Below are 24249 nucleotides of genomic sequence, written 5' to 3' on the forward strand. Positions count from 1 at the left end.
GAGGAGGCTCGAGACCGGTGACTCCCCCGCCGTCCGACCCTGCGAGCGCCGGCCAGGAACTCGGCTGGACGCCCATCGCCGAAGAAGCCGTCCGCGCCGCCAGCGTGCTGCACCCCAAGGAGGGTGCGCTCCCCCGGCCGAACCGCCGGCGAGTGCTGACGGTCGCCAACCAGAAGGGCGGCGTCGGCAAGACGACGAGCACGGTGAACCTCGCCGCCGCCCTCGCCGTCCACGGGCTCAAGACGCTCGTGATCGACCTGGACCCTCAGGGCAACGCGAGCACCGCGCTCGACATCGACCACCGATCCGGCACGCCGTCGATCTACGAGGTGCTGATCGGTGAAGTGTCACTGGCCGAGGCGGCGGCGCAGAGCGAGCAGTCGCCCAACCTCTACTGCGTGCCCGCGACCATCGACCTCGCCGGTGCCGAGATCGAGCTCGTCTCCATGGCGTCTCGCGAGATGCGGCTCAAGGAGGCGCTCTCGTCCGAGATCCTCGACGAGATCGGCGTCGACTACGTCTTCATCGACTGCCCGCCGTCGCTCGGTCTGCTGACCGTCAACGCGATGGTCGCCGCGCAGGAGGTGCTGATCCCGATCCAGTGCGAGTACTACGCGCTCGAAGGTCTGGGGCAGCTGCTGAGCAACATCGAGCTCGTTCAGGCGCACCTGAACCGCGAACTCAGCGTCTCCACGATTCTGCTCACCATGTACGACGGCCGGACGAAGCTGGCCGATCAGGTGACGAACGAGGTCCGGAATCACTTCGGGGACACTGTTCTCAAGACGGTGATCCCGCGCAGTGTGAAGGTCTCCGAGGCCCCCGGTTATGGGCAGACGGTCCTCGCGTACGACCCGGGTTCACGGGGCGCGATGAGCTACGTGGACGCGGCGAAGGAGATCGCCCAGCGCGGAGTGGAGATGAAGGAAAGGAGCGGTACGGCATGAGCGAGCGCAGAGGAGGGCTCGGGCGCGGGCTCGCCGCCCTGATCCCCACCGGCCCTCCGCCGGGTTCGGCGGCTCCCGCCGAGAACGGCTCCCCCGTCCCGTCCGCTCCCGCGAGCAAGCCCGCGGGGCCGGACGACAAGGGCTGGTTCGCGGCCAACGGCGCGGCCGGTTCGCATGGCGGATCGGTCGCCGGCGCGGTCTACCGCGAGGTGCCGGTCAGCCAGATCAAGCCGAACCCGAAGCAGCCGCGGCAGGTCTTCGACGAGGACGCGCTCAACGAGCTGGAACACTCGATCCGCGAGTTCGGGCTCATGCAGCCCATCGTGGTCCGGGAGCTCGGCAACGACGAGTACGAACTCGTCATGGGCGAGCGGCGGCTGCGTGCCTCCCAGCTGGCGGAGCTGGAGGCGATCCCGGCGATCGTCCGTCAGACCGCCGACGAGGCGATGCTGCGCGACGCGCTCCTTGAGAACATCCACCGCGTTCAGCTCAACCCGCTCGAAGAGGCGGCCGCGTATCAGCAGCTGCTCGACGAGTTCGCGGTGACGCACGAGGAGCTGGCGAGCCGGATCGGGCGCAGCCGTCCGGTCATCACGAACACGATCCGCTTGCTCAAACTCCCCCTCGCGGTCCAGCGCCGGGTCGCGGCCGGGGTGCTTTCGGCGGGCCACGCACGGGCGCTGCTCTCTCTCGAGGACGCCGAAAGTCAGGAAGAGCTGGCCGCGCGGATCGTCGCGGAGGGCATGTCGGTCCGCGCGACCGAGGAAGCCGTCACGCTCAAGAAGAGTGAAAAGCCGGCCAAGCCGAAGCCCGCTCCCCGCAAGCCGATCCAGGCGCCCGGTCTCCAGGAACTGGCGAACCGGCTTTCGGACCGGTTCGACACGCGGGTGAAGGTCGACTTGGGTCGCCGCAAGGGGCGGATCACGCTCGAATTCGGCTCCGTTGACGATCTTGAACGCATCGTGGCGCTCATGGATCAGAATCAGGCAAATCAGACACCGGAAACCGATTAGGGATCACCCCGGGTCGTTTTGTCACGGTGACGATAGCTGAGTGCTGATGGTTTAGTGACGCAGAGTGCTTGGACTGGGGGCAAGTGTTAAGGGGCTCTTCGGCGGTCGAAATCCGCGCGCGATGGTCTTCGACTGCGACGATGCCCGGCGCGCGTGAGTTGGTCGAACTGACGGCCGCCGCGGTTCCGGTCGCCGTCGCGAGCAACTCGCCCCGGGCACTGCTGGACGCCGCACTCGTTCGCGGCGGTCTCGCGGAAATGTTTCCCGTGAAACTAGCCGCCGATGAAGAACTGCTGGCGTGGGTGCGCGGCTGGCCCCGGCGATGACCGGCCTGCCCTTCGTTCGTTTCCAGAGTCCGACCCGTGACGAGCGAGGAAACTTCACCGGGGTCTTCGGTCTCGTCAACGGCCTCGCTCGGGCCGGGCGCCTCACCGTCGAGCAGGAAGCGTTCCGCCGGACGAACAACGACTGGTACGACGCGAACTTCACCAACCCCGCGCACACCGATCCGAGCGTCTACGACGCGAGGGTCAATCCTGGGGCCGCGGCGTGGTTCAAGGCGACCGCTCGTGTCTTCATCGAACGAGTCGACGGCTACCTGTCGATCCTGGCGACGCACGAGATTCCGTGTGAAGCCGTCTGGTCGGCGAACCCGGGGCGGATCATCTACGAGGACGAGCACCAGGTCGTCGTCGTGGCGCGGAAATGAAAAAGGGGACTCGCCCGCGATGGGCAAGTCCCCTTTGTCGAATCCGGTTCAGCTCTTGCGGGAGATCGCCCGTCCGACCAGTCCGGCGAAAACCGAGCCGAGGGTGGCACCGGACGCCTCGATCGCCACCGGCACGATCGACGTCTCGGTGAGACCAGGCGAGGGGTTCACCGCGAGGAAGTGGACCGTGCCGTCCTCGGTGATCACGGCGTCGGTGCGTGAGATGTCGCGAAGCCCGAGTTGCCGGTGCACGGCGACGGCCAGCTCGCCGACCGCCTTGGCGGCGTCGTCGGGGATCCGCGCGGGGGTGAAGAAATCGGTCAGCCCGGCGGTGTAGCGGGCGGTGTAGTCGTACACGCCGCTCTCCGGCACGATCTCGACCGCGGGCAGGGCCTCGGGCCCTTCGTCGCCTTCGATGACCGTCACGGCCACCTCGACGCCGGAAACGAACTTCTCAGCGAGAACGGTGTCGCCGTAAGCGAAGCAGCCGACCATCGCGCCGGGCATCTCCGCGGCGTCCTTGACGACCTGGGCGCCCAGCGCCGATCCGCCCTGGTCGGGCTTCAGGATCATGGGCAAGCCCAGCGTCTCGACCATCGAGTCCAGCACGGCCTGTGCGCCGAGTTCGCGGAAGGTGCTGTGCGGCAGCACGACCCAGTCCGGCGTGGTGAAGCCGGCGTCGGCGACGAGCGCTTTGGCCGTCGGCTTGTCCCACGCGCGGCGACAGCCCTGCGAACTGGTGCCGACATAAGGCACGTCGAGCATCTCCAGCACCGTCTGCACCGCGCCGTTCTCCCCCTCACCACCGTGAAGGGCGACGATGGCCGCGTCGGGGCGCTGGGTGCGAAGACGTTCGAGCAGCCCCGCGTCGGTGTCCCACTCCTCGACGACGAGGCCTTCCGCCCGCAACGCGACCGAGAGCCGGCGTCCGGAGCGGAGTGAGACGTCGCGTTCGTGGGAAAGGCCGCCTGCGAGTACGGCAACGGTGCGGTCGACCACCGAGACTCCTTCGTGCTTGGGGACGTTCGGCCGATCAGACCGTGTCCGGAGAGGGGTTCTGCGGCCCCGAGATCGAGCGTGGGCTCGCGTTACCGAAGGTACGCGCCAAGTCCATTTCGGACTCGAGCACCGCGGCAAGCCGCCGGACGCCTTCGCGGATCCGCTCTGGCGTCGGGTAGCAGTAGGAAAGACGCAGTTGTCTGCTGCCGAAACCGTCGGCGTAGAAACCGGTTCCCGAGGCGTACGCGACCCGGGCCGTGACGGCTCTCGGCAGCATCGCCTTCGTGTCCACGCCTTCGGGGACGGTCATCCAGACGTAGAAACCGCCATCGGGTTTGGTCCAGCTGCAGCCGGTGGGCATGTGTTGTTCGAGCGCGGACAGGATCGCGTCCCGGCGCTCCCGGTAGTTCTCGCGGAAGGTCTTGATCTGACCCATCCAGTCATGAGTCGAGAGGTATCGCGACACGATCAACTGGTTAAGCGTCGGCGGGCAAAGCGTCGCGGACTCGGCCGCGAGCACGAGTTTCTCCCGGACGGCGTGCGGTGCGAGCACCCAGCCGACTCGCAGGCCGGAGGCGAAGGTCTTCGAGAACGAGCCCAGGTAGACGACATTGTCGGGATCGATCGAGCGGAGCGCCGGATACGTCTGACCGCTGAATCCGAGCAGGCCGTACGGGTTGTCCTCGACGATGAGGATGTCGTTCTCGCGGCAGATCTCCACGATCTCCGCGCGCCGCTCGACGGCCAGCGTGACGCCGCCGGGGTTGTGGAAGTTGGGGATCGTGTAGAGGAACTTGACGCGACGGCCCGCTTTCCGGGTCTCCGCGAGCGCGGCGCGCAGCCCCTCGGGAACCAGGCCGTGGTCGTCCATCGCGACATGGACGACGTCCGCCTGGTACGCGGCGAAAGAGCCGAGCGCGCCGACGTACGATGGGCCCTCGGCGATGATGACGTCGCCCGGATCGCAGAACAGCCGGGTGACCATGTCGAGCCCCATCTGGGAACCGACCGTCACGACGACGTCGTCCGGGTGGGCCTTGATGCCTTCGAGGGCCATGATTTCGCAGATCTGCTCGCGCAGGGCGGGGACACCGTGCGCGGAGCCGTACTGGAGTGCGACCAGGCCGTCTTCGGCGATCAGCTCGCCGACCTGCGCGGACAGCGTGTCCAGCGGGAGCGCGGCGAGGTTCGGCATCCCGCCGGCGAGCGATACCACTTCGGGACGGCTGGCGACCGCGAACAAGGCCCTGATCTCGGAGGCAGTCATTCCGGCCGTACGCGCGGCGTAGCGGTCGAGATGAGGGTCGAGGTTGTGGCGGCCGGGCTCCGGCCGGACAGGGCGATTCTCGGTCATCAGGCGCTTCACCCGTGCTTCGAAGTGGACATAGTCGCTACCGACTGGTAGTTCCATCGAGTGTAACCACCCTCCCTCTAGGGGCCCTGGCCTTCCGGTGTTCATCACATCGGCCTATCCTCGGGCAGTACCCCTTCGGTGAGCCCTGCTCGGGACAAGGCCGCGTCGGGTGTCGTCATTCAGGGAGGTCTGTCTGTGTCGCGTCGCGTCGTGGGCGTAACCCTGGACAACCTCGAGCATTTGCCCAAGAGCTGCCGCCGCTGCGTGTACTGGGAGCTGGCGCCGCATATGAAGGCGCAGGCCGAGGAGTACGGCGCGACCGAGGTCGAGAAGGAAGCTTGGGTCTCCAGCGTGCTGCTGGAATGGGGTTCCTGCGGCCGGATCGTCTACAGCGACACCTTGCCCGTCGGTTTCGTCCTCTACGCGCCGCCGAACGCCGTTCCGCGCTCGCTGGCCTTCCCGACTTCGCCTCCCGGCCCGGACGCGGTCCTGCTGACCGCCTTCCAGATCCTTCCCGAATTCCAAGGTGGCGGACTCGGCCGGATGCTGGTGCAGGCCGTCGCGAAGGATCTGACCAAACGCGGTGTCCGCGCGATCGAAGCGTTCGGGGACGCCAAGCCCGACGAGACCGATCCGGACGGCGGGCACAGCTGTGTGCTGCCCGCCGCGTTCCTGCAGAGCGTCGGGTTCAAGACCGTGCGGCCGCATCCGCGGTGGCCGCGGCTGCGGCTGGAACTGCGGTCGGCGATTTCGTGGAAGGAAGACGTGGAGGCGGCTCTCGAACGGCTGCTCGGCCAGGTCTCCATCACGACGGCCGAGCCGAGCCTCGGCCGCGCCTGACCCTCACGGTGCCCTCCCCCCTGCACCGTTTAGCAGACTTTTCGAGCGCGCGCCGCAGCCATCCCCGGCCTGGGGACAGCTGTGGGTAACCCGCCGAGTTATCCACAGATCGCTGATAGGAGCGGTGGAAAATCTGTGGATGGGTAGGCTGGACCTGGGGACGCCCCCCGGGAAGGGCGGGGGCTGCGCGCCGGGTGGATCTAGGGGTGGCGTGGTCGGCCGAGGGGGCACACAACCGGTTGTGCCGAGGGCGTCGGCAGTGGGATGTGCGCCCGCGTGCGGGTGTGGGGGACTGGCTACTCCGCTTTGGCGAGTTCGTAGGCCAGGACGTCCGCGAAGGTGAACGTGCCTGTCGGCTGGTCCCCTTCGCCGAGGAGGTACAGCCGCTTCACGGCGACCAGGATGCCTTCGGCGACGACGTCGCGGAAAGCCGGGTCCGCCAGTTTGCGGCTGTCTTCCGGGTTCGTCAGGTAGCCGATCTCGATCCGCACCGCCGGGCAGCGGGTGCGGGTGAAGATCTCCCAGGTCTTGTAGTGCGTGCGGCAGTCGAGCATGCCGGTGCGGGCGGCCAGCTCACGCTGGATGAAGCCCGCCAGCAGCTCACCGACCGTCGACGTGGTGCCGTTGCCGGTGCCGAAGTGGAAACTCGCGATCCCCTGCGCCTTGGGTGAGGGGTTCTTGTCGTTGTGCAGCGAAAGGAACAGGTCGGCGCCCGCCTCGTTCGCGAACTTCGCCCGGTCGCCCTCGCTCGGGCTCTGGTTCGGGCCGCGCGAGATCAGCGCCTCCATACCGGTGGCCTGCATCCGGCCCTCGAGCCGCCGCGCCAGATCCCAGGCGATGTCCGCTTCACGCAGCCCACTCGCGACGACACCGAGGTCCTCGCCGCCGTGGCCCGGGTCGATCACGATGCGCTTGCCGCGCAGCCGGGGACCCGCCTGCCGCACCTGCTCCTGCTCACGCAGGAAAACGGGGCGGCCGCCGCGGGCACGCGGCGACGAGAGCCGGTGCAGCTCACGGATGGTGGCCGGACCGCACATACCGTCGGCGACCAGGCGCATGTCGCGCTGGAAGGTCTTGAGCGCGCGTTCGGTCTGCGGGCCGAAGTGCCCGTCCGGGCGGCCGGCGTCGAAACCGAGCTCGGTCAGCCGTTCCTGGAGCGCGAAGACGTCGTCACCCTGCATGGGGGCGGAGAACATGTAGGTCAGCGGGCGGCTGCCCAGATGGAAGCCCGCGCCGCGAAGCGCCTGGTAGGTCGCCGGACCCACCAGACCGTCGGTGATGAGCCCACGACGCTGCTGGAACGCTCGAACGGCATGTTCCATCGCCGTGTCGAAGACCTCGTACTCCCCGGATTCGGTCACCGGCGGGAGCAGCTCCATCGCCGCCAGCGTGGACCTGATCTCGGCGACGTCCGGTCCGGCGTCACCGCGGCGGAGTACCCGCATGCACTCCTCGCTCTTCCCTTTGGGGCACCGATCGAGCTCGATGCACGACTCTGAAAACCCTGCGGGGCGAACCCCGGTGCTCTATTGTGCCCTGTGAACTCTCGGTGAGCGCGGAGGCCCGGCCGGTGCGTCAAGTCGCCGTTCGTGGAACTCGTCCAGGCGTTCCCGTAACAGGGAGTTTTACCCATTCCGGAGAACGACGAAACCCGGAGCCTGGGCGGGCCCCGGGTTTCGGCAGGTGAAACGCGAGATCAGAGGACGTCGGCGAGATCCGACAGCAGCGCGGCCTTCGGCTTGGCGCCGACGATCTGCTTCACCGGCTTGCCGCCCTGGAACAGGATCAGCGTCGGGATCGACATCACCTGGTAGTCACGCGCAGTGTTCGGGTTGGCGTCGATGTCGAGCTTCGCGATGGTCAGCTTCTCGCCGTTCTCCGCCGCGATCTCCTCGAGCACCGGGGCGACCATCTTGCACGGGCCGCACCAGGTCGCCCAGAAGTCGACCAGGACGGGCTTCTCGCTCGTCAGCACGTCGTCGACGAACGTCTTGTCGGTCACCGTCACGGTGTTGGCCATGGTGTCTCCTTCTGGGTGGTGAACGGGCTCGGAAAAGTCAGTTGGTGGTGGCGCCGTAGCCGCCGCCGACCAGCTCAGGGGTCTCTTGGGCGGTCTCGACACCGGCGTGCTCCGCCAGCCATCGTTCTGCATCGATGGCGGCCGCGCAGCCCGAACCCGCGGCGGTGATCGCCTGCCGGTACGTGCGGTCGACCAGGTCGCCGGCCGCGAAGACACCGGGGAGGTTCGTGTACGACGTCCGGCCCTTGGTGACGACGTAGCCGTCCTCGTCGAGGTCCACCTGGCCGCGCACGAGTTCGCTGCGCGGGTCGTGACCGATCGCGACGAAGAAGCCCGTCACGTCCAGCTTGGACTCCTCGCCGGTCACCGTGTCCTTGAGCGTCAGGCCCTCGACCTTGCCCTCACCCTCGACTCCGGTGATCTGCTTGTTGAGCGCCCACTTGATCTTCTCGTTCTCGCGGGCACGCTCCAGCATGATCTTGGAGGCGCGAAACTCCTCGCGACGGTGGACGATCGTGACGGACTTGGCGAACTTCGTCAGGAAGGTCGCCTCCTCCATCGCGGAGTCGCCGCCGCCGGCGACCACGATGTCGTGGTCGCGGAAGAAGAAGCCATCGCAGGTGGCACAGGCCGAAACACCGCGGCCGAGCAGCTCCTGCTCGCCGGGCACGTTCAGATAGCGGGCCGCGGCACCCATCGAGAGCACGACCGCGCGGGCCGCGTAGCGTTTGCCGTTCGCGACGACGTACTTGACGTCACCGGTCAGCTCGACGGACTCGACGTCCTCCTGGCGCAGATCGGCGCCGAAACGCTTCGCCTGCTCGCGCATCTCTTCCATGAGGTCGGGACCCTGGATGCCTTCGCGGAAGCCCGGGAAGTTCTCGACCTCCGTCGTCGTCATCAGCGCACCGCCGAACTGAGTGCCCTCGAACACCAGGGGTTCGAGCTGCGCTCGTGCCGCGTAGACAGCGGCGGTGTATCCCGCAGGACCCGATCCCACAATGATCAGGTTCCTGATCTCCTCGGCAGCCACCCGTGACCTCCGCTCGTAGTGACCTGTTCACCAGGCTCAACACGATCGTAAGGGCCGGTGTTCCCGGGGTGACCGGCGCTACTTTCTCCCGCCTTGCGCCACGACGGAGATCCGACCTCTAGCGTCGCTAGAAAACCTAGCGTGGTAGCAAAGGTCCCTCGCTCCCCCCGTATTGGGGCTGGTGGGGAGCGAGGGACCAGTGAGGTTTCGGTCGGCTACTTCTGTCCGATGATTTTGTCGAAGAGGATCGCCGGGTTGCCGGGGCCGCAATCGGCACCGAAGGCGACGATGCGGAACTGGGCGAGTTTGCCCGTGGTGTAGATCACCATGACTCCGTCCTTGCCCGCGACGTTCACCGGCCCGATGCCCTCCGGCCGTACGTCGGGGTCCATTCCGGCCGCGGCGACACAGGCATCGAGGCGTTCTTCGGTCTTCAGCGAGCCGAAGTCGCGGACGCCGATCGCCTTGCCGACGAGGGCTTCGGCCCCGCCGCCGTCTCCGCCGACCGAGGGGCCCGAGGGGGCGGGCGGCGGGGGCTGTGCGACGCCGCCCGGCGTCGACTGCTGAGTGGTGGGCACGACGATCGCGACGGCGGCGATGGCCGCGGCGGCCACGGTCGCTATCCCGGCGCCCCAGCCGATCCGCTTGTTCCGCCGCCGCCGTGCGGCCGCGAGGTCCACCACCGGGGCGACCTGTTCCCGCGACCTTTCAGATGCGCCTTGAAACGCAGGCGACACCCGCATTTCGGCGGCCAGCGCGGCGTCGATCCGTGCCGCGTATTCCGCCGGCATCGGCGCGACCGGCTCGTTCGCGAGGTCCGCGAGGTCGGCCGTGGTCGCTTCCAGTGCTTCGATGATCGCCAGTGCTTCGGGGTCGGCGTTCACCAACGGCCACAGTTCGGCCGCCTCACGCTCGCCCAGCACACCTGCGTGCAGGTCGGCGAGCACATCGACAGACCACGGCGGACCGACGGTCCCACCGATCCCCCTGCTCTCGTCTGTCATCGTCCCTCCCCGTCACCCGGCGTGCCCTGAGGACGCCTGGCACCCCGTTGCGGGGTAGCGCGCTCTCGTTTGCTTTCGTGAGTTGGGACGTTCGCAATAGCATCGGGGTTCCGTAGATGTCCGAGAACCTTCGCGAGCTTTCCGCGACCTCGGGCACACCGGCTCTTGACCGTGCCTTCGGCGATGCCGAGCATCTTCGCCGTCTCGGCGACGGAGTAGCCCTCGACGTCGACCAACACGATCGGGGCACGCTGTTCTTCGGGGAGCTGGTCGAGGGCTTCCTTGACGACCAGGCTCGTCTCGCGTTCCGACATCGAGTCGCGCGGCGAGGCGGGCTCGTTGAACTGCCCGGTCTCGGGCAGCGGAACGGTCGGTCTGGCCTTGCCCCGCCGGATGCGGTCGAGGCACGCGTTCACGACGATGCGGTGCAACCACGTCGTGACCTGCGATTCGGCTCTGAAATTGCCCGCTGCTCGGAACGCGGAGATGAAGGCGTCCTGCAGGGCGTCCGCGGCTTCTTCCGGATCCCGCAAGGTGCGCAGGGCTACCGCCCACATGCGGTCTCGATGTCGCTGGACCAGTTCACTGAACGCGTGCGGGTCTCCAGCGGCATGCGCCGCTATGAGATCCGCGTCCGTGGGAGCTGCAGCTGTCACCCGGGAGAGCCTACTGACCCGGTGCCTGACGTCACCCCGCAGGCAGGAAGGTCAGCTCTTTGAGTTCGGTGATGAACTTTCCTTTGTCATCTTCACCCAGCTGAGTGATCCAGATGATGAAGTACTGACCCTGCTGCGGCTGCTGCAACGCGATGGTCGATTCGCCCGCCGCGAGGTCCCCGCTCCCGACGACCTTCGTCTCGTCGAGTTTCGGGTTCTTCTTGTCGGCGGAGCGGATCTCGACCTTCGAACCGGCACTCGCCGCGTCGATCTTGATCTGGCTGAGGTTGATCGGGTCCTTGAAGGTCACGACCAGGCCGACGCCGTCCTTGAGCACGGGGAACTGCTCGTCGTACTGGTCGGTCTTCCACGAGGTGACCGCGTCACCGTCGGTGGCGTTCCTGGCCTTGCCGGGGCTGTCGCCCTTGCTGCCCGGGTTGTAGACGGCCACGGCCGACGGTTTCACCGCGGCACCCACCGCGGGGGGCGGCGGGTTCTGCGCGGGCGGCGGCTGCTCACCCGACGGCGGCACGACCTGCGAAGACGACGCCGCGACGTTCATCTTCGGGCCGCTGGACTTCGACTCGCCCTGGAACAGGTTGATCAGCATCATCCCGCCCCAGGCGAGGATGACCACGGTCGCGACGACCAGCACGGTCACGCCGAACGCCAGCTTCTTGCGCCGCGCGACGTCCTTGACCGGTTTCTTCGTCGTCCAGACCGTGCCGTCAGATTCGGCGACGGCCTCTTCCTCGCCGACAGCCTTGATCAGCTGGGTGCGCTCTTCGGCCTCGGCCACTTGGTCCAGCACGCGCAGGATGGCCGCGCTGGTGCGGATGCCGCCGTGACCGCCGTCCTCGATGGTGCGGACGGCGAGCGAGGACAGCTCGACCGGGACCGTCGGGACCAGTGAACGCGGCGGGATGACGCGCCCGGTCGGCGCGTGCGGCGCCGCCGGGATCGCGGCCGGACCGCCGGGAAGGGCCCAACGGCCGGTCAGCAGCAGGTACAGGACGGCGCCGAGTGCTTTGACGTCGTCGCGAAGGGTCGCTTCGGGCAACGGGCCCGGGAAGGCGAGCTTCAGCGCGCCGTCCGGGGTGAGCCGCAGGCGCTGCGGGTGGTCGAGGCCGAGGACGAGACCGTTCTGGTGGGCGTGATCGACGGCTTCCGCCAGCGCCTGCACCATCCGGGCCGCCGCGGCGGGCGCCACCGGGCGCTGCGCCACGAGGTCGACCAGGTCGCTGCCCTTGGTCCATTCCGCCACGACGACACCGAGCAGACCTTCGCTCGAGGTGACGCCGCTGCCGAGACTGAGCACGTCGAGGACGCGCGCGACCCCGCCGTGGCCGAACTTCGAGGCGTGCGCGGCACGCTCCAGCGTCCGGCGCGCGAGCCGGGCGGCTTCCGCGTCCGCGGGGTCGCCGACCAGCAGCGTCAGCGCCACGTCCCGCTTCAGCTGCCCGTCGCGGGCACGCCAAAGATGCGCGGCTGCCCGCTCGTCCACCCCGAACTGTGCGAGCAGGCGATACCGGCCGTCACCGACGACCCGGCCAGGGGCCAGCGACCCGCCTTGGGCCCGGATGCCCACCTGGCTCGCCTCCCCTGCCTGTTCGCTCCGTCTCGTATCCACCGCACTCTCCCGCGTAGCTCCCGCCCCGAGGGTACCCAGAATACGACCCGTGAACGCGCGCCATCCGTACGTGAATCGTTATCCGCGCTTGATCAACCGGGTGATCCTCGCCGTGGCGGGCTGCAATTCCTCGACCTTCAAGGCCATGAGCACGCCGAACGACACCGCGATCCCGACCACCGTCTGGAGCAGAAGTTTCACCCAGGCATGGAAAGTAGGCCCGAACGAGTCAGGCACGATCTGCCCGGCGAGCCATGCCGCGCCGACCCCGAGCACACTCGCGACGACCGTGAAGAGGATCACTCCGAGAACCCGCTTGCTCCGGAGGTTCCCGAGGGTCACCCACAGCCACACCTGACCGAGGATCGCGCCGACGACGAACGTGAGGCCGTTGACCATCATCACGCCGAGCACGATGTTGTCCGGCGACAGCAACGCGGGGCACAGGTAGAGCAGCGGCACCTTGACCACGGTCATCACGATCATGATCAGCACCGGCGTCCGCGCGTCCTTCATTGCGTAGAACACCCGCATCTGGAGCATGACCAGCGCGTACGGCAGCAGCGCGAACGCGGAGATGGCCAGTGCCTCACCCATGCGCGACGCGTCCTCGACCGTGCCCTTGCCCAGGGTGAACAGGGCGATACCGACCGAACCGCCCACCACGGTCATCACCGCGGAAATCGGCACCAGCATCACCGTCGAGATGCGGGAGGCGTAGGAAAGGTCGCCGATCAGCTTCTTGTGGTCGCCGTCGGCGGCCGCGCGGCTCATCCGCGGCATGATCGCGGTCAGCAGCGACACGCCGATGACGCCGTACGGCAGCTGGAAGAGCAGCCACGCGTTGCTGTACGCGGTCACACCGCCCTGCGAACCGCTGGTCAGCACGCGGGTCGTGATCGTGTAGCCGACCTGGCTGACCGCGACGTAGCCGACGGTCCACAGCGCGAGCCCGCCGAACTCCTTCATGCGCTTGTCGATGCCCCAGCGCCATTTGAACTTGAACCCGGACCGCAGCAGCGGCGGGATCAGCAGGATCGACTGCGCCACGATGCCCGAGGTCACGCCGATGCCCAGGGTCAGCACCTTCGGGTCGGTGATCGACACCGGATCGGTGGAGATGTTCCCTGGCATGATCCACACGACGAGGATCGTGAAGATGACGACGAGGTTGTTGATCACCGGCGCCCACGCCGTCGGGCCGAAGATGTTCTTCGCGTTCAGCACCGCCGAGAGCAGCGCGAACACGCCGTAGAAGAAGATCTGTGGCAGCAGCAGGTACGCGAACGCGGTGACCAGCTCGGGATTCGCCTGGCCCTTGTCGTCGACGTAGAGCTTGGTGATCAGCGGCGCCGCGAAGACCGCGACCGTCGTCCCGACCACGAGCAGTGTGCCCGCCACCGTGACCAGCCGCTGGGTATACGCCTCGCCGCCGTCCTTGTCGTCCTGCGACCGCACGAGCAGCGGCACCACGAGGCTGGACAGCACACCGCCCATCAGCAGCTCGAAGATGATGTTCGGCATCGTGTTGGCGACGTTGAACGAGTCGTTCTCCACCTGGGCGCCGATGGCCGCGACCAGCAGCAGCTTCCACGCGAAGCCGGTGATGCGGCTGATGAGCGAGGCGATCGCCATCCGGCCGCTGGACTTCGCGATCGACGGCGCCTTCGCCGGAGCGGCGACATCCTGCTCGCCCGTCTCCCCCGGCCGCGGTTTGACCAGCGGCGCGTCCTTGATCGCCGGCATGACCTGCGTGGCGAGCTGGTCGTACGGGCGGAGGACGTCGGGGTCGGCGACCGGCCAGCGCGAGCCCATCGGCACGCCGGGCGTGCGCGGGATGAACCGCGTGGCGTCGGGTTCGTCGCGCCGGTCGACCTGCCACGGGCGGACCGGCGGCGGCTGACGGCGCCCGCGATGCGGCGGCGGCGGTGTCTGATGGAGGGCCTGCGGCGGCTGGGACGGCTGGGGTGCTGCCGGGCGGCGCGGCGCCGGGTTCTGCGACGGCTGCGGCAGCGGGGGCCCCGCCGGCGGCGGGACCGGCTGACGCCGGGTCGGCGGAGGCGGCGTCCCCTGCCCAGGGGGCATTTTCCGCGGCGGTGCCTGGTTCGGCGGCGGAGTCTGCGGTGGCCTCAGCCGCCGAGTCTCGTCGTCGGGACGGCCGGCCACCCGCTGGCGGCGGCCGTCCGGCGGCGGCTGCTGGGGAGGCGGCGGCACGGCCCGCCGCGGGCGCTCACCGCGTTCGGGCGGGGGCTGCTGCGGGGGCGGCTGGCGACGCTCCGGACGGCGTGCCGGTCCGTCGGTACGGCGGGGCGGTGGCGGAGTACCTTCGCGCCGGGGACGGCCTGCACGCTCGGGCGGTACACCCGGCTCTCTTTCCAACGTGCGCCCAATCCTCGGTGCTCGACTACGTGATGCCCAGCGGCATCGTTCGACCCAGGGTAATCGGGAACGGCCGGAAACACTTAAACCTGTGCGTCCTCGGTCACACGTGGGGCGGATTCGTTCGCCCGATCGGCCCGGGAGTCCTTGATCCTCCGGTAGATCCGGCGCGACGACAGGAGCAGCAGCGCACCCGCCGCGGTGATGGTGATGATGATGGTGATCGCGCCGTATTCGGTGGAGGTCAGCTCGAACCGCGCGTCGGTGCCGAGCGGGGTCCCGTCCGGCGTGGTCAGGGCCACGTCGACGCTGAACCGGCCCGCTCGCAGCGCCTCCACCGGGAGCAGCTGGTTGATGGCGCCGTTCGCCGGGACGGTCCGCTCCGGGACCGCTTCGGTGGGGCGCAGGCCCACGTTGTTCTTCAGCACGGTGCGGACGTTGATGCCGACCGGAAGGCCGTTGGTGATGTACGCGGGCAGGGGGGACGCGCCGGAGGCCAGCGCGATCGTCTGCTTCGGCCGCTCCACGGTCACCTGGCCGCGGATCGCCTCGAGGTCGCCGCGGGCGTTGCCGGTGACGATCGCGGCGTCCGCGCCACGCCACGAGGTCGACGCGGCCCGGATGAGGGCGAGCCGGACCGGGGCGATCACGTCGGCCGGATTCACCCGTTTGGTGGCATCCATCGTCATCGCCGACGACAGGCCCAGCGTCTCGTTGTCGATCTGGGACATCTTCGCGGTGACGTCGCCGCTGGTCGCGGCCGTCAGATCCTGCGGGTCGTAGTTGACCGACGCCGTCCCGGACGGGCCGTCGGCGAGCTGGTCGGGCAACGGCGCGGGTTTGATCAGGCCGGCGGTGTAGAAGTCGCCCATCCGCCCCAGGAACGTGGTGAGTTCCGTACCGGTGGCGGCCCAGTGCCGCGGCGGAGCGATCAGCAGCCGCGAGCGCGCCGGTGCGTCGGGCTGCCCGCCGAGCCCGGCCCGGAAGGCGATGGCGCCGAGCCCGTTCTGGGTGGAGCCCGAGCCGTTCAGCGCGGACGAGATCAGCGCGTCGATCGGCTGCGCGCGCAGGTCCGTTCCCTCGATCGACACGCCGCCCGAAAGCGGCGAGCCGGACTGGAGCTTGCCCGAATCGGTCAGCAGGGTCTTGACGCCCGCCTTGCCGATCGCTTCGACGGTCTGCGCGTCGAGGGCGCCGCCCGGCCAGACCACCCCGTCCTGCGGTTGGATGCCGAGCACGTTCTTGATCGTCCCCGCGCCGCCGAGCGCGCTCGCCAGGAGCGCGGTGTCGGTGGCGTCGCCCGCGCGGACCTTCGTCAACGCGGTGAGGTCGGCGTCGGCGAACGGGACGGTGACCACGCACCGGCCCGCGACCAGTGCCTTCAGCCTGCCGAGCCAGTTCTTCGCGGTCTCGACGCCCTTGCCGGGAGCGCCGCCCGCGACCTGATAGCCGCGGGTCATCGCGTCGACGGTCGCGACCAGGTCGGGGTCGATGGCCAGGCACAACGACGACGAGACCTTCGTGTCGGCCTCGGCCGCGCGCGCCGCCTCGACCAGCGAGTCCAGCCGTCCGCCGGCGGCCAGCTCATCGGCCAGCCGCTCGTCGGCGAGGGTCAGCGGGCCGCCGAGCGGGGCGGAGACGACGTGCACGGCGCTGTTCGCGATCGGCCACAGCAGGCTGGTGGACGGCGCCGTCGGTGGGCGCGACGCCGGAGCCTTGCCGGGGACGCCGAGCACCGGCATCAGCAGGGTGACCGCCGCCAGCCGCTCCGGGCCGCCGAAATCCGGGGTGCCGTTGACGTTGACCAGCAGCGGGTACACGCCGACCTTCGGGAACTGCAGCTTCGAGGACTGGCCGAGCGGGACGGACAGGTTCAGCGCGCCGCTCTGCCCCGGCTCCAGCCCGTCCGGTTCGAGGTCGACGAACTCGGTCGCCGCGAGATCCTTGAACTTGTCACCGGCGAGGACGTCGCCGATCTGCTGCTCGGTCTGCAGGCGCGTGCCCAGCTGCAGCCGGACGCCCAGTTTGCTGATTCGCCGGTCGCCGATGTTGGTGACGCGGCCGGTGACGGTGAGCGAGGCCGACGTCGAGGTGATCACGCGGGGGTTCAGCTGGTCGAGGTCCACGCGCAGCCGGGGCTGTTCCTGGGCCTGCGCGACCGCGACGGGCAACGCGGAGAAGGCCAGGAACAGGATCGACAGGACAGTGGCGGCAAGCCGCTTCACTCAGGTGCTCCCTCGGCGGTGTGCTGTTGCTGCGCGAAGAGTTCTTTGGCCTTCCGGACGAGCTTGCGTTCGTCGGAGTAGGCGAGTTTGGTCTCCAGCTCGGCGAGCGGGACCCAGGCGACCTCGGTCACCTCGACATCCTCGTCCGAAAGTTCGCCGCCGGTGGATTCCAGGATGAAATGGTGCACCGTCTTGTGCACGCGCCGCCGTTCGGCCACGAACCAGTAGTCGATGGTGCCGAGGGGCTGCAGGACCTGCGCGGAGATGCCCGTCTCCTCCTTCACCTCACGCACAGCTGTCTGCTCCACCGTTTCACCGTCCTCGATGTGGCCCTTCGGCAGCGACCACAGCAGTCTGCCGTGCCGGTCGAGCCGCCCGATCAGCGCGGCGTTCGCCCGTTCGGCGTCGACGACGAGTCCACCGGCCGAGGTTTCGTCGACCGTGGTCAGCCGCCGCCCCCGCCTGCGCCTCCGCCGGCGGCCCGGCTTCGAAGCGCCGGAGCGGCCGGCTGATCCAGACATGCTGCGATGCTAGAGCAAACGGCGGTACAGGTACGCTGGCTCTCCGTGCCCGTGTTGGGCCCGGCCGTAGTAAGTACATCCAAATCGTGGTGGGATTGTCGTGAACAAGGTGGTCGCCGGGCAGGCGATTGCGGGGAAGAGCACTGCGATGCAGAACGCTGTGACAGAGCTGATGCGCATTTCCCCGCTGGCGGACGAGCTCGCGAAGCTCTTCGCGAAGGCGGGGCACAGCCTGTACCTGGTCGGCGGCAGCGTCCGCGACATGATGCTCCGCAGGCTGTCGAACGACCTCGACTTCACCACCGACGCCCGGCCGGACCAGGTGCTCAAGATCGTCAGCGCCTGGGGCGACGCGGTGTGGGACGTCGGCATCGCGTTCGGCACCGTCGGCGTGACCAAACAGGGCATGACCCTGGAGATCACCACGTTCCGCGCCGACAGCTACGACCGCGTCGGCCGCAACCCCGAGGTCACCTTCGGCGACAGCATCGAGGGAGATCTGCTCCGCCGCGACTTCACGGTCAACGCGATGGCGATCGACCTCGCGAACAAGTCGTTCGTCGATCCGTACGACGGCCTCCAGGCACTGCAGGACAAGGTCCTCGACACGCCCGCGACGCCGCAGGAGTCGTTCGCCGACGACCCGCTGCGCATGCTGCGGGCCGCGCGGTTCTCCGCGCAGCTCGGGTTCACCGCGGCGCCGCGGGTGGTCGACGCGATGTCGTCGATGGCCGAGGAGATCGACCGGATCACCGCCGAGCGCGTGCAGGCCGAGCTGTCGAAGCTGCTGCTGGCGGACGACCCCCGGCCCGGTATCGAGCTGCTGGTCGACACGCGCCTCGCCGATCGGGTGCTCCCCGAGGTGCCGGGGATGCGGCTGGCGATCGACGAGCACCACCAGCACAAGGACGTCTACCAGCACTCGCTGACCGTGCTCGCGCAGGCGATCGACCTGGAGAAGACGCACGAGCCGACGTCGGAGCCGGATCTGATCCTGCGGCTCGCGGCGCTCCTGCACGACGTCGGCAAGCCCGCGACGCGCGAGTTCCAGCCCGGTGGCGGCGTGAGCTTCCACCACCACGAGGTCGTCGGCGCGAAGATGGCCCGCAAACGTTTGCGGGCGCTGAAGTTCTCGAAGGAGATCGTCCAGGACGTCAGCCAGCTCGTGTTCCTCCACCTGCGGTTCCACGGCTACGGCAAGGGCGAATGGACGGATTCGGCGGTGCGGCGCTACGTCACCGACGCCGGCGACCTGCTGCCTCGGCTGCACAAGCTGGTGCGCGCCGACTGCACCACGCGCAACCGCAAGAAGGCGGCCGCGCTGCAGGCGACCTACGACGACCTCGAGCGGCGGATCGAAGCGATCCAGGCGCAGGAGGATCTCGACCGGGTCCGGCCGGACCTCAACGGCGAGGAGATCATGCGGATCCTCGGGCTCAAGCCGGGGCCGGACGTCGGCAAGGCGTGGAAGCACCTGAAGGAACTGCGCCTCGACCGCGGTCCGCTGGAGCACGACGAGGCGGTGGCCGAGCTGAAGAAATGGGCCGCGGAGAACGGCATAGGCTGAGATAAACCCCGTTGGTCTCTGGATCCACGCGGCGTAACCGGAGATACTCCTGCCGGTGCTCCGGGCAGGGGGAAAGTCCATGGCGAAGCGGCCGCCCAGTTTTCTGGTGACGTTGCTGCGTCGTGGCGCGCCCGCGCTGGCGACGGCGACGAGCGAGCTATCGGACGAGGTCGGCGACCCGACACCGATGCGCGCGCTCCGCCGCATCCAGCAGATGTCCGGTCCCATCGACACGGCTCATCGCGACAACCTGCTGCTCAGGGCCGCGCGCTACGTCGCGCTCGTCCCGCTGGTCTACCGGCTCTTCGCGGTGCCAGGCGCTTTCGGCGTCTACGTCTCCACCCACGGCATGATCGGCATCGGCCCGGTCGGGCTGGTGGCGCTCGGCTCGGTCGGGCTGTCGCTGTACGGGATCCGGTGGATGCTGCGCTCGGCGCCGTTCCGCCCGCAGCACGCCGCCCGGCTGCTGGCGATCGACCTCGTGTTCACCCTGCTCGCGCCGCTGGCCGTCGGCGCGCTGGTGCCGGCTTCGGTCTTCACCGAGGCGATGGCGGTGCCCGGCAAGCACCTGCTCGGCGAGGTCGCGCTGCTGGCGCTGGCGCTCGGCATGCCCGCCGCCGCGGCGCTCGCCGTCGTCAGCTTCCCGGTGCGGATGCTGGCGTCCCTGTTCGGCACCGGTCACGCCGCGCCCGGCGACGCCATGGCCACCTTCCCCTCGATCCTCGGCGTCCTCTTCACCGCGAGCGGCGCACTCGTGCTGATCGGGCTCGGCACGCGGCTCGCCCTCGCGTACGGCATCCGCAACGGCCGGATCGCCGAACGTGCCCGTCAGCACCGGATGCTGCACGACTCCGTGCTGCAGACCCTCGAAGCGATCGCGCTGGCCAACAAGGGCGACCCGGGCGCGCGTCTCGCCGAGGTGCAGCGGCTGGCGCGGGCGCAGTCGATGGAACTACGGCGGACGATCGAGAACGAGGCTTCGGAACGGTCGGAGGCCGGTTCGCGGCCGCTGGGCGAGAAGCTCGCGTCGCTGGCGGCGGAGATGGCGCGGGACGGTCTGCGCGCCCAGCTCGTGATCGCCGAACTCGACGACGACACGCTTTCCGAGGTCCGGCAGATCGCCATCCGCGACGCCGTCCGCGAGTCGCTGCGCAACACCCTCAAGCACGCCGGGACCGACAAGGTCGTCGTGCGGGTAGAGGAGCAGGAAGGCGGCGTCGCGGTGATCACGCGTGATCACGGCGCCGGGTTCAGCCTCGACACCCGGCCCGCCGGTTTCGGGATCAGCGAGTCCATCACCGCCCGCCTGAACGAGGTCGGCGGGACCGCGCGGGTGGAGTCGGCTCCGGGCAATGGCACCAGAGTCACCCTTTGGGTGCCTTTCTGACGGTAAACAGGAGAACATGAAGAAAACGGACGTCCTGGCCCGAGCGCTCACCGCGTACCGCGACGGTGACCGGGCCGAGGCAGCGGACCTCGCCGAGCGGGCCGGATCCACGCTCGGCATCGAACTGCACCGATACCTGACCGAAGGTGGCGGCGGTGCGGTCTACGACCGGCCCGCCGCGTTCACGGCGTTCATCCGCGGCGGCGGGAACGTCAAGCTCTACCGGCAGCTCAGCGCCATGCTCGCCCGGCGCTACGGCAGCGTCGGTTCCCTGCTCGACCTCGGCTGCGGTGACGGGCTCGCCGTCGTCCCCGCCCTCGAACAGGCGGACCGGCAGCCCGGCCGGATCGATCTGGTCGAGCCGTCGAGCGCGTTGCTCGCGGAAACGCGGAAACATCTCGACGGCACCCACGGCCTGCACACCTGGGACGCCACGGCGCAGGAGTTCCTCGCCCGCGAAGACGACAGGCAGTGGCAGCTGACGCAGTCGACCTTCGCGCTCCAGTCGATCCCGACCGCGGAGCGCACCGAGGTCCTGCGGGCGCTCCGGCCCCGCACCTCCTGTCTGGTGCTGGCCGAATTCGACGTGCCCGAGTACGACGAAGACTCCGCCGAGTACCTGCTTTCCCTGGCCACACGCTACGAACGCGGGATCGCGGAGTACGGCAAGGACGCGTCGCTGGTGGCGCAGGGGTTCCTGCTGCCGGTCCTGCTCGGCCTGGTCGAACCGGGGACGGGCCGGACGAACTGGGAGCAGCCCGCCACCGATTGGGCTTCGCAGCTGAAGGAGGCGGGTTTCACCGGCATCCGGATCGAGCCGCTCGCCGACTATTGGTGGTCTCCCGCGGTGCTGATCACCGCGTCCTGAATTCGGTTACGTTGGGGGCCATGGGGATCCTGCTTTCCGCGCTCGAACTCGCCATCGTCGAGGAGGGCCGCGCGGCCACCGAAGTACTCGCGTCGACAGCGGTCGTCGCCGCGAAACTGGAGGAACTGGGGTATCACCGCGTCTGGATCGCGGAGCATCACGGCTCGCCCGCCATCGCGACGTCCTCGCCGCCGGTGCTGGCCGCGCATCTCGCCGCGGTGACGTCGTCGATCCGGGTCGGTTCCGGCGGGGTGATGGCGCCGAACCACGCCCCGCTCGCGATCGCCGAGCAGTTCGCGACGCTTTCGGCGCTGCACCCCGGCCGCATCGACCTCGGCGTCGGGCGTGGCCCCGGGACCTTCGACGAGAAGATCGTCCGCGCGTTGCGACGGGGCGCGGATCCGGCGACGGACGACGAATATCGCGCCGATGTCGCCGAGTTGCTGCGGCATCTGGCCGGGGAGACCGGGATCCGGGTGCTGCCCGGCGAGGTGGCCACGCCGGAGCCGTGGCTGTTGTGCTCCAGCGCGGCCGGTGCTCTTCTCGCCGCGGAACTCGGTCTGCCGATCGCGGTCGCGCACCACATCCGCCCGCAGAACACGGGCGAGGTCTTGCAGACCTATCGCGAGAACTTCAAGCCGTCCCAGTGGCGCGAAGAGCCGTACGTGATCCTCTGCGTCGAGACCATCTGCGCGGACACCGACGCCGAAGCGGCCTACGTCGCGGGCCCGTGCGCGGTGATCAAGTCGTACCTGCTCAACGGCGAGGGCGGCGACCTCGCCTTCCCGACCAGGGAGCAGGCCGCCGCGCACGAGTTCACCCCGGAATCGAAGGACCTGATCGCGCAGTTCGTCGCCGCGCAGGCACACGGCGGACCGGAGAAGGTCGTGTGGTCGCTGAAGGATCTCGCCGCGGCCACCGGTGCCGACGAGCTGATGCTGACGGCACCGGTGTACGACGCGGCGGCGCGGGCCCGGTCCTACGAGCTGGTCGCGAAGTCCTTCTGACTGGGGCAGTTAAATGTGGCGTGCTCGGACGGGCGGATGGTGGGATGAAGGCTCCCTTCGCCGCGTCTAATGCGGTGAAAGGAGCCTTCGGCCCTGGTCAAGCGCCGGTCCGCCCGCAGCGGCGTGGTCAGACGCGGGAAAGTGCGCCGGTTTCGAGATGCTGGGCGATCGGCCGCGGCAGCACGTACGCCACGGCCCCGCCCGGCGTCCCGTTCCACGGCGCGGTAATCCCGGTGACCACGCGCAGCGGCCGCAGGACACGGTAGAGACGGCGCTCCCGTTCGCGGTCCGCGGCGAGCGACGTCTCGATGAACCGCGCCGATTCGGCGTGCACGAGGTTGCCGGTCTCGTTCCCGAACCGCTGCACCGTGGTGCCCGCCGGCAGGACGACGATCCGCTTGCGGCGGAAGAAGTTCAGCGGCGGCTCGCCCCGCAGCGGCAGGATCGGCCAGTCGGCCGGGTTGTCGGCCTCCTCGCTCGCGCCCGCCGCGGCCCGTGCCGGATACAGCAGCAGGGTGCCGAGGAAGAACCGCGCCGCCTCCTCGATCTTGGCGAACGCCACCGGCTCGTCGGACGGCGGACGGGACACCTCCCAGCCGTTTTCGGTGCGGCGCAAGGTCCACAGCCCCGGCTCCGGGACCGCGTTCGCGCCGATCCGGTAGGCCGTCGGCGCCACGCCGTGCTCGGCCAGCCGCTGGTACAGGACGTCCAGCACCTCGACGGCCCGGATGTCGCGGGTGGGCTCGCCGTCGCGTTCGACCCGGGTGCGGGCGCTTTCGTCCGGCAGGTCCGCGGCGGTCTGCGGCGGCCGAGGCTTGCCGACGATCTCCGCCTCGGCGGTCGCCCGCACCAGCTCGCCGACCAGCGGCGGCCGGAAACCGGCGGCCCGGATGTGCTCGACCAGCTCGGGCTCCGGCGGCACCCCGTACTTGCGCAGGTAGTGCGGGACGGCCGCGGGCCAGATCCAGACGCCGTCGGTGTGGAAGGCGTTCGGCACGTCCGGCGGGCCGTTCGGGGTGAAGATGTCCGGCTGCGGGCCCGGCCGGGTCAGCGCCACGGGTGAACGGAAGAGGTAATCGAGTACGCCGCGCATCAGGTCCGGCGGTACCGGCGGCCGGTTGACGACCGGTCGTTCGCCCTCGTTGTGCGCGTCGACGACCTTCGCGTGCCGGAACACGACGTCCAGCGGGAGCCCCGCCTTGGCCGAAAGCCAGGCCGGGACGTGCTTCGGGTCGCGCGGGAAGATCGCGAGTTCGGTCGCGTACGCGCGCGGAGACGGCTTCCCGCCTTCGTTCGGCGCGAGCCGCCACGTCGGCTCCTGGTCGGCGTCGAAATCGAAGTCGAAATGCGACTCCGAGTCGAGCGTGAACGTGCCCTGGAACCAGGTGCCGGTCTCGGGCTGGTGCATCGCCGCGCGCAGCCGCGCGAACAGCGAGCCGAGCTCCGGCGGGCCCGCGATCGACACCGACACCGGGCCGTTGCCCTCGTCGCCGACCGAGCGGACCTCGAGCTCGGCGTAGTCGCCGACCTGCCGGAACTGGGCGCCGACCCGCTGCCAGCCGGGCGGCAGCACCCGCAGCAGCGTCCGGCCGATGGCGCGCAGCAGCGCGGCCTGGTCACCCGTACCCGCCTCGGGCCGGGCGTCCGGCGTCTCGACGAAGTCGTGCCTGGTCTGCCACAAGGCCGTCAGCCGCGTCGGCGCGGCCGTGGTCGAGAAGTCCGTCAGGCCCAGTTCGGCCGCGCGGGCCGCGTCCTCGCCCGCCCAGCGCAACGTCAGATCGCCGCCGCCGGTGTTCGGCGCGATCTGGAAGTGCTCGTCGTCGAACCGGCCGTACGACTGCAGGCTGAAGGTCGCGCCCGCCTCGCCGTTCAGCACGACCCTGGCCGGACGGCCGTTCCAGTCGCGGTCGAAGCCCTCGGGCGCCGCTTCCCCCGGCGGCGCGATGAGCAGCAGTGTGCCGTCTTCGGTCGACCGCTGGGCCGCGAAGACGGTGTCCCCCCAGACGGCGTACAGGCCATCCGGCCGCTCCGCCGCTTGAACCCGGTAACGCACTATGTGTCCCCTCCCCAAGTACCCCAAACCGGAGGTA

The 24249-nt window shown here is 69.3% G+C and carries 21 protein-coding genes; 9 read left to right on the forward strand and 12 right to left on the reverse strand.

The features are described 5' to 3' along the window. The first annotated feature begins 17 nt into the window (after positions 1 to 17). The 4 genes from ACIRGA_RS04415 to ACIRGA_RS04430 all read left to right on the forward strand — a co-directional run bounded on the left by ACIRGA_RS04415 (position 18) and on the right by ACIRGA_RS04430 (position 2669). A complete protein-coding gene (locus ACIRGA_RS04415) occupies positions 18 to 947 on the forward strand; it encodes a ParA family protein (protein ID WP_016338354.1) in 930 nt (309 codons plus the stop codon). After that, entirely contained in the window at positions 944 to 1960 is a 1017-nt protein-coding gene (locus ACIRGA_RS04420) for a ParB/RepB/Spo0J family partition protein (protein ID WP_400936436.1), read from the forward strand. Before ACIRGA_RS04415 ends, ACIRGA_RS04420 begins: the two co-directional genes overlap by 4 nt. Positions 1961 to 2100: 140 nt before the next feature. Then, positions 2101 to 2286 (forward strand): hypothetical protein, encoded by a 186-nt coding sequence (locus ACIRGA_RS04425; RefSeq protein WP_400936438.1) that lies wholly within the window; start codon positions 2101 to 2103, stop codon positions 2284 to 2286. Beyond that, complete coding sequence (locus ACIRGA_RS04430) at positions 2259 to 2669, forward strand: hypothetical protein (RefSeq protein ID WP_400936440.1); 411 nt, start codon at positions 2259 to 2261, stop codon at positions 2667 to 2669. The genes ACIRGA_RS04425 and ACIRGA_RS04430 overlap by 28 nt, the downstream gene beginning before the upstream one ends. Positions 2670 to 2717: 48 nt before the next feature. Here the strand turns inward: ACIRGA_RS04430 and ACIRGA_RS04435 are convergent, their stop codons facing one another. After that, on the reverse strand, positions 2718 to 3668 hold the full coding sequence (locus ACIRGA_RS04435) for a D-alanine--D-alanine ligase (protein WP_400936442.1): 951 nt from the start codon (positions 3666 to 3668) through the stop codon (positions 2718 to 2720). A gap of 34 nt (positions 3669 to 3702) precedes the next feature. Beyond that, the gene (locus tag ACIRGA_RS04440) at positions 3703 to 5022 is read right to left on the reverse strand and encodes a PLP-dependent aminotransferase family protein (RefSeq protein WP_400936444.1); all 1320 of its coding nucleotides are present in this window, start codon (positions 5020 to 5022) and stop codon (positions 3703 to 3705) included. A gap of 195 nt (positions 5023 to 5217) precedes the next feature. Between ACIRGA_RS04440 and ACIRGA_RS04445 the strand changes: the two genes are divergently transcribed. Then, positions 5218 to 5862 (forward strand): N-acetyltransferase, encoded by a 645-nt coding sequence (locus ACIRGA_RS04445; protein ID WP_181775548.1) that lies wholly within the window; start codon positions 5218 to 5220, stop codon positions 5860 to 5862. 296 nt (positions 5863 to 6158) lie between these two features. Here ACIRGA_RS04445 and ACIRGA_RS04450 read toward each other — a convergent pair whose 3' ends face one another. The 9 genes from ACIRGA_RS04450 to ACIRGA_RS04490 form a co-directional block, all read right to left on the reverse strand. Continuing rightward, positions 6159 to 7307 (reverse strand): N-acetylmuramoyl-L-alanine amidase, encoded by a 1149-nt coding sequence (locus ACIRGA_RS04450; protein ID WP_400936446.1) that lies wholly within the window; start codon positions 7305 to 7307, stop codon positions 6159 to 6161. Positions 7308 to 7558: 251 nt separating this feature from the next. Beyond that, entirely contained in the window at positions 7559 to 7882 is a 324-nt protein-coding gene (trxA, locus tag ACIRGA_RS04455) for a thioredoxin (protein ID WP_007032253.1), read from the reverse strand. A gap of 37 nt (positions 7883 to 7919) precedes the next feature. Then, complete coding sequence (gene trxB / locus ACIRGA_RS04460; RefSeq protein WP_400936448.1) at positions 7920 to 8915, reverse strand: thioredoxin-disulfide reductase; 996 nt, start codon at positions 8913 to 8915, stop codon at positions 7920 to 7922. A gap of 215 nt (positions 8916 to 9130) precedes the next feature. Further along, positions 9131 to 9919: a hypothetical protein gene (locus ACIRGA_RS04465; protein ID WP_400936450.1), complete on the reverse strand. Its 789-nt coding sequence runs from the start codon at positions 9917 to 9919 to the stop codon at positions 9131 to 9133. Further along, positions 9916 to 10575 (reverse strand): RNA polymerase sigma factor SigM, encoded by a 660-nt coding sequence (gene sigM / locus ACIRGA_RS04470; protein WP_037333997.1) that lies wholly within the window; start codon positions 10573 to 10575, stop codon positions 9916 to 9918. The genes ACIRGA_RS04465 and sigM overlap by 4 nt, the downstream gene beginning before the upstream one ends. Before the next feature lie 31 nt (positions 10576 to 10606). Next, positions 10607 to 12163, reverse strand: a complete 1557-nt coding sequence (locus tag ACIRGA_RS04475) for a protein kinase family protein (RefSeq protein ID WP_400936800.1) — start codon at positions 12161 to 12163, stop codon at positions 10607 to 10609. A 120-nt stretch (positions 12164 to 12283) separates the two neighbouring features. Further along, positions 12284 to 14290 carry a murein biosynthesis integral membrane protein MurJ gene (murJ, locus tag ACIRGA_RS04480; protein WP_400936802.1) on the reverse strand — a complete coding sequence of 669 codons (2007 nt, stop codon included), beginning with the start codon at positions 14288 to 14290 and terminating at the stop codon, positions 12284 to 12286. Between the two features lie 377 nt (positions 14291 to 14667). Continuing rightward, the gene (locus tag ACIRGA_RS04485) at positions 14668 to 16809 is read right to left on the reverse strand and encodes a DUF6049 family protein (RefSeq protein ID WP_400936452.1); all 2142 of its coding nucleotides are present in this window, start codon (positions 16807 to 16809) and stop codon (positions 14668 to 14670) included. Continuing rightward, the gene (locus tag ACIRGA_RS04490; protein ID WP_400936454.1) at positions 16806 to 17330 is read right to left on the reverse strand and encodes an NUDIX hydrolase; all 525 of its coding nucleotides are present in this window, start codon (positions 17328 to 17330) and stop codon (positions 16806 to 16808) included. The genes ACIRGA_RS04485 and ACIRGA_RS04490 overlap by 4 nt, the downstream gene beginning before the upstream one ends. 148 nt (positions 17331 to 17478) lie before the next feature. Between ACIRGA_RS04490 and ACIRGA_RS04495 the strand changes: the two genes are divergently transcribed. From ACIRGA_RS04495 to ACIRGA_RS04510, 4 genes are all read left to right on the forward strand, one after another. Further along, complete coding sequence (locus ACIRGA_RS04495; RefSeq protein WP_400936456.1) at positions 17479 to 18897, forward strand: CCA tRNA nucleotidyltransferase; 1419 nt, start codon at positions 17479 to 17481, stop codon at positions 18895 to 18897. Positions 18898 to 18976: 79 nt separating this feature from the next. Then, entirely contained in the window at positions 18977 to 20284 is a 1308-nt protein-coding gene (locus ACIRGA_RS04500; protein WP_400936458.1) for a sensor histidine kinase, read from the forward strand. Positions 20285 to 20300: 16 nt separating this feature from the next. Then, a complete protein-coding gene (locus tag ACIRGA_RS04505) occupies positions 20301 to 21152 on the forward strand; it encodes a class I SAM-dependent methyltransferase (RefSeq protein WP_400936460.1) in 852 nt (283 codons plus the stop codon). Between the two features lie 20 nt (positions 21153 to 21172). Further along, positions 21173 to 22159 (forward strand): LLM class flavin-dependent oxidoreductase, encoded by a 987-nt coding sequence (locus ACIRGA_RS04510; RefSeq protein ID WP_400936462.1) that lies wholly within the window; start codon positions 21173 to 21175, stop codon positions 22157 to 22159. Between the two features lie 127 nt (positions 22160 to 22286). On the opposite strand, the gene ACIRGA_RS04515 is transcribed toward ACIRGA_RS04510, so the two are convergent. Further along, positions 22287 to 24212, reverse strand: coding sequence for a TNT domain-containing protein (locus ACIRGA_RS04515; protein WP_400936464.1), 1926 nt, complete (start codon positions 24210 to 24212; stop codon positions 22287 to 22289). Between the last annotated feature and the right edge of the window lie 37 nt (positions 24213 to 24249).

This window comes from Amycolatopsis sp. NPDC102389, assembly GCF_044765885.1.
Lineage (GTDB): Bacteria > Actinomycetota > Actinomycetes > Mycobacteriales > Pseudonocardiaceae > Amycolatopsis.

What these genes read in the sequence shown, in the direction of transcription:
- ACIRGA_RS04420 (WP_400936436.1), top strand. Translation starts at nt 944, where the DNA reads ATGAGCGAGCGCAGAGGAGGGCTCGGGCGCGGGCTCGCCGCCCTGATC.
- ACIRGA_RS04425 (WP_400936438.1), top strand. Translation starts at nt 2,101, where the DNA reads ATGCCCGGCGCGCGTGAGTTGGTCGAACTGACGGCCGCCGCGGTTCCG.
- ACIRGA_RS04440 (WP_400936444.1), bottom strand. Translation starts at nt 5,022, where the DNA reads ATGACCGAGAATCGCCCTGTCCGGCCGGAGCCCGGCCGCCACAACCTC.
- ACIRGA_RS04450 (WP_400936446.1), bottom strand. Translation starts at nt 7,307, where the DNA reads ATGCGGGTACTCCGCCGCGGTGACGCCGGACCGGACGTCGCCGAGATC.
- trxA (WP_007032253.1), bottom strand. Translation starts at nt 7,882, where the DNA reads ATGGCCAACACCGTGACGGTGACCGACAAGACGTTCGTCGACGACGTG.
- ACIRGA_RS04465 (WP_400936450.1), bottom strand. Translation starts at nt 9,919, where the DNA reads ATGACAGACGAGAGCAGGGGGATCGGTGGGACCGTCGGTCCGCCGTGG.
- murJ (WP_400936802.1), bottom strand. Translation starts at nt 14,290, where the DNA reads ATGCCCCCTGGGCAGGGGACGCCGCCTCCGCCGACCCGGCGTCAGCCG.
- ACIRGA_RS04490 (WP_400936454.1), bottom strand. Translation starts at nt 17,330, where the DNA reads ATGTCTGGATCAGCCGGCCGCTCCGGCGCTTCGAAGCCGGGCCGCCGG.
- ACIRGA_RS04495 (WP_400936456.1), top strand. Translation starts at nt 17,479, where the DNA reads ATGCAGAACGCTGTGACAGAGCTGATGCGCATTTCCCCGCTGGCGGAC.
- ACIRGA_RS04500 (WP_400936458.1), top strand. Translation starts at nt 18,977, where the DNA reads ATGGCGAAGCGGCCGCCCAGTTTTCTGGTGACGTTGCTGCGTCGTGGC.
- ACIRGA_RS04505 (WP_400936460.1), top strand. Translation starts at nt 20,301, where the DNA reads ATGAAGAAAACGGACGTCCTGGCCCGAGCGCTCACCGCGTACCGCGAC.
- ACIRGA_RS04510 (WP_400936462.1), top strand. Translation starts at nt 21,173, where the DNA reads ATGGGGATCCTGCTTTCCGCGCTCGAACTCGCCATCGTCGAGGAGGGC.